The sequence below is a fragment of the Helicobacter vulpis genome (assembly GCF_003660395.1).
In the GTDB taxonomy this organism is placed as follows: domain Bacteria; phylum Campylobacterota; class Campylobacteria; order Campylobacterales; family Helicobacteraceae; genus Helicobacter; species Helicobacter vulpis.
The window spans coordinates 1-3,486 of the sequence record NZ_QXQT01000042.1 but is presented as its reverse complement, the minus strand read 5'-3'; the positions used below and the strand labels follow the sequence as shown (position 1 = coordinate 3,486).

General features: G+C 39.9%; 3 protein-coding genes and 1 pseudogene. 2 read left to right on the top strand and 2 right to left on the bottom strand.

Annotation, left to right across the window (positions count from 1 at the left end; all coding sequences use genetic code 11):
* Window positions 1-425, bottom strand: a 425-nt coding sequence (locus EAO38_RS08330; protein WP_121022835.1) for a hypothetical protein, incomplete at its 3' end; no start/stop codon positions are given.
* 976 nt (window positions 426-1,401) lie between these two features.
* Between EAO38_RS08330 and EAO38_RS08325 the strand changes: the two genes are divergently transcribed.
* Entirely contained in the window at window positions 1,402-2,490 is a 1,089-nt protein-coding gene (locus EAO38_RS08325) for a hypothetical protein (RefSeq protein WP_121022833.1), read from the top strand.
* A gap of 95 nt (window positions 2,491-2,585) precedes the next feature.
* Window positions 2,586-2,990 carry a type II toxin-antitoxin system PemK/MazF family toxin gene (locus EAO38_RS08320; RefSeq protein ID WP_121022831.1) on the top strand — a complete coding sequence of 135 codons (405 nt, stop codon included), beginning with the start codon at window positions 2,586-2,588 and terminating at the stop codon, window positions 2,988-2,990.
* A 190-nt stretch (window positions 2,991-3,180) separates the two neighbouring features.
* Here the strand turns inward: EAO38_RS08320 and EAO38_RS08315 are convergent.
* Window positions 3,181-3,486, bottom strand: a pseudogene (locus EAO38_RS08315) (hypothetical protein); the annotation flags it as partial.

Below are 3,486 nucleotides of genomic sequence, written 5' to 3'. Positions count from 1 at the left end.
TTGAAGATGGCAAAGAGCAAATTGGCTTCTAATGCACTTAGCCTACCTAGAGATACAGAATTGACATCGTTATGGAAGGTTACATATTTTTCAGCGATGGCTGTGGGGATTGTGTGGGTATCTTGGGCGATAACTTCGGCTTTTATGGGTTGTTGGTCTGTGGGTTGGTCTTGTGTGATGGGTTGTGTAGTGGTGAGCGGTGTTGGTTGCTGTTCTAGGGTGTTTGTGGCAGTTGTTTGATCTTGTGTGGAGTTTGGGAGTTGTGGTGTAGTAGATTGTGTGGTGAGCTCAACTAACTTGTTGACGTAATCAGCTTGTTTTTGTTCTAAAACTTGTTTGATTGTGTAATCTGTTTCTGTTTCTATGAGTGTTTGCAAGGCCTTAATCTGCTGGCTTATTACTTGCTGTTGAGACAACATGTCCATAACTACACCTTTATTGATCGCATTGAGCCAAATATGATTTTATCAAACTAAGAATATAATTTCAGCTGAATACTATCTATAAAAGCGTATTTTACTCCATGTTAGTGCGTATTTTACTCCATGTTAGTGCGTATTTTACTCCATGTTAGTGCGTATTTTACTCCATGTTACTCTCCACGAGCCCCCTCCCACACGGGCTTCGCTGGGGGTCTAAAAAGGTTAAAAGGCGTAGCCTTTAAAAAGGTTAAAAACCTGCGCGCGCGCGCGCATGCGCTCGGGAACTAGGATCAGCCCAAAAGCAGGTGAGAAAACTTAGAAAAAATGAAAAATTTTTGATGCAAGGGTGCATGAATCGGTAAGCCAAGCTGACGCTTGGCATCTATTGGGGATTTACACTTGGGGGGCAAGCCCCCCAAACCCCCAAGAGAGGCTTTTGAAGTGAGAGATGAGTTTGTTTTGTGGCTTTATGGTGTCATTGCAGCAAAGAGAGCTTGTGGGTTTTAAACTGAGAATCTGCGTTTAAAAGGCCGTAGGACGCTTTCTTGGGTTAAAGAGTGTTTGGTATGGGTTAGGGATGAAGTGATGGTTATGGGGTCATATGGCGTAAAGAATGGAGATAGGGGGAAGGAGGAGAGATTAATTGACATGCTCAACTATTATAGCCAAAACTAAGGGTTTATGGTGTGGTTGGCAAAGCTATGGGTTAGGATGTGAGATGTTAGGCGTTTATCCATAGATGTGGCAAATGTAAGGGAGAGCTAAAATGAGTAGATATAGCCCTAGAACGCTCAAAGATTGCCTACAATTTGCCTTTGCTGTTTGGGCTCCAAGGGATTTTCAGAACTATGGTCCAGCAACAAGATAAGTTTTTCACATTCTATGCAACATATATATGTAAATTTTATACAACGATTACTTGACAAATTTAGTAAAATATTATATTATAACTCTACTTCAATAATAGAAAGGATTTAAAATGAGTAAAAAGGGTAAAGGTAAGAAACATATGAATTATTTTCAACAAAATTTAAATAAACAAAACAATCAAAACTTAACAAAAATTGACAAAAACATTGAAAATTTTGATGAAAATAATGCTGATGAAAATGCAGAAAAAGCATGGGACACCAGACAAGCGGCAAATTTTTTAGGTATTGAAGATCCAAATATTCTAAATGATTGGGCAAGGAAGGGTATCGGTCCAAAGTGGATGAAATTGCGTGGAAGACGCTATTATTCTCAAGAGGTCATTCGTAAGTTCAAAGAAGATGAGTTTAAACAAGAGATATATCAAATCTCTAACACTACTCCCCCCCCCGATGATGCCTATCCTGCTACAAAAATTTATAGAAAGCTTGGAGTTAGCTCAAGCCTATTAACTACTCTTCGTGCTAGTTTTCGCGAAAGAGGAGAAGGGCCAAGATTCATAGAGGTGGGTAGTAGATATTATTATCCCAAGTCGGACATGAATCAATTTCTCTTGCAAAATTGTGGGCCAGAGCTACATATCAATGCTCGTTTGCAAGCAAATAATATAACATTAGAGCTAGATAACATAAGTAGGTTCTATGACACAAAAGGATTAGCTAAAGAGTTCTGTATTAAAGAGAGCACCTTGGTAACTTTGCGCAATCAAAACAAAGAACCTATATATTTAAAGTTTGGAGGCAAATATCTTTACCCAAAAGAATTGCTCCCACCGCAAGAATATTTTGAAGAACTTAGAGAGCGTGATTACGAGGAAGGCACTTCTTCTGCTTATACAGAAGAACAAGTTGATGCGATTCTTAAAGGCTTGCCGATCGAAGACTCTCTTCAAGATTTCCGGGCTTCAAGCTATGGAAAAGAGTGCCTAGTAATAAAAGGCATTCGATATCACTCTAAACTTGCGTTGGAAGATTTTCTGTGTAAAAGTGGCATCTACACGGAGAAAAAAGCTGCTGAATTTTTGGAAACAGATATAAATATTCTAAAACATTTCAAAGGATTAGCATATAGAGTGATTTTAGGCATCCGTTACTATCTTGAAAAAGACCTCGAAACAAGTGAATTAAGAAAAAATTAGGTTCGTAAAGTCAAAAGATACGCTTTGTAGATTTGTCGAGCCACGGTTGTCGAGTTACGGCCAAAAGGAGAATAGAGAAAAAGAGGATAGGATGGATGGACAAGCTTTTTGACGAGTGGAATAAGCAAAAGAAAAACACGAATAAATTAGCACCACATAAAGTTATCCCTGGGTATATCTATTGGGTTTGTGTTGGCTACAATGTGGGGTGTGAGGTCTATGGGAAATCTACGAGCTTTACACGCCCCGTGTTGGTGTTGCGAGTCCTGGCCAATAAACTATTTTTAGGGGTGCCTCTTTCTAGTAAAATACACAAGAAAGAAATGCCCTACCATCATCTATTTAGGGATAGTAGGGAAGAGGGCATAGGTGTAGAACAAGTTGCTCTGCTTCACCAGATTCGCATATTTGATGCTAGGCGTAGGCGCAATAAGGTGTCAAGAGTAGATAGACAGACCTTAGAAACTATCAGAGAGAAAATTAGAAACGAGGTAATCTGATATTCCCTACTCAAAGGTAGGGCAACTCCGCATTGGCAAGCCAAGACGAGTCCTCACCCAAAAAGGGTTACTCTCGCATTATAACACATTTTCTGTTTGTTTGTGTCTTATTGTTTTTGCGCCTTCTGCAATTGTTTTGTGACATTTTGAAGCACTCACTATTGTAGTGATGTTTTGAGATTAATGTTGTCTAGGGATGATCCTTGCCACTACTGGGCTTTCTACCTCTTGATTTTTTAGGCTCTTGGGGCTTAGACATCTGTGGGTCTTGCGTTGGGGTGCTTTGCGTGCTTTTCTCTTGGCTATCTGTGTCGGCTTGGTTAATCCGTGTAGTTTCTTGTTCCCCTTGCTCTTTTTGCACCACTCTTGTGTGTGTGGCTGTTGTAGTTCCTAGCAACACCTTTCTAGGCCGCCCTACAGGTCTTTTACCATCAATCTCTGCTGTCAGCATTTTTTTATTTTTGTTGGATAGAGCTAGAAGGTGCTTAAAGCCCTC

Coding starts and splice junctions, on each gene's coding strand:
- EAO38_RS08325 (WP_121022833.1), top strand. CDS start 1,402: ATGAGTAAAAAGGGTAAAGGTAAGAAACATATGAATTATTTTCAACAA.
- EAO38_RS08320 (WP_121022831.1), top strand. CDS start 2,586: ATGGACAAGCTTTTTGACGAGTGGAATAAGCAAAAGAAAAACACGAAT.